The 758-nt window shown below is 27.2% G+C and carries 1 pseudogene; it reads right to left on the bottom strand.

From position 1 onward, the window contains the following. A pseudogene (locus DXA20_RS15940) lies at nt 1-598 on the bottom strand (SIR2 family protein); the annotation flags it as partial. Nucleotides 599-758: the final 160 nt, after the last annotated feature.

Below are 758 nucleotides of genomic sequence, written 5' to 3'. Positions count from 1 at the left end.
CAGAATTTAATAATACGTTTAATTGCTTTAGTGCAATATCAACATAATCCTCAGCATATCCGTCCCAAGCATATTTTTCATAATATCTAATAGCATTTCTTGCATATATTAGTACATGATAGTTCACTCTAACATCTTGTGTAATACAGAACTCTAATGTTGTAAATGATTTTTTAATTGTTTCCTTTAGCATATTCAATTCGTGTTCATTTGTTGCCTCATTAATAATATTCATTTCAAACATTATTATTGCATGAGTATTGGCAATCGAAAAAATTTTCTTTTTACTTTCTGTATACGCCTGATCTATCTGCTTCCAAGCTAAATCATATTCCTTTTTTCTTTGCAAAAATAATGCATATTGCTGTCTAATATATGGCGATTTATTATTCTTTAATACTTTCTCATAAAAGTTTATTCCCTTCTTTAAATCAAATGCCTTCTTTGTCAAATCTGCATCATAAGCTCTGCGTTTAAAAATATCATAACGATATATTATATGATTTCCAATTCTGTCTAAAAATTTATTCATAACATCAGAAATAATGTTCGGAGCTAAAACATTAAAAGATTTTTCTGCAAATAATTTACTACGCATCACTTTATAATCCTGCGATTTGTCATAAAGATCATAATCATCACTTTCTACTATTATTCGATTCATTTTTCCAATGCATAAAATATGTCTTCATACGATTCAATGCAGTCACTAAAATAAAAATACAGTCACTAAAATAAAAATACATCATATCCATTGA

It is taken from the genome of Roseburia sp. AM59-24XD (assembly GCF_003478445.1).
In the GTDB taxonomy this organism is placed as follows: domain Bacteria; phylum Bacillota; class Clostridia; order Lachnospirales; family Lachnospiraceae; genus Jutongia.
Note: the sequence above shows the minus strand (reverse complement) of the source record. Positions and strands in the feature narration are given on the sequence as shown.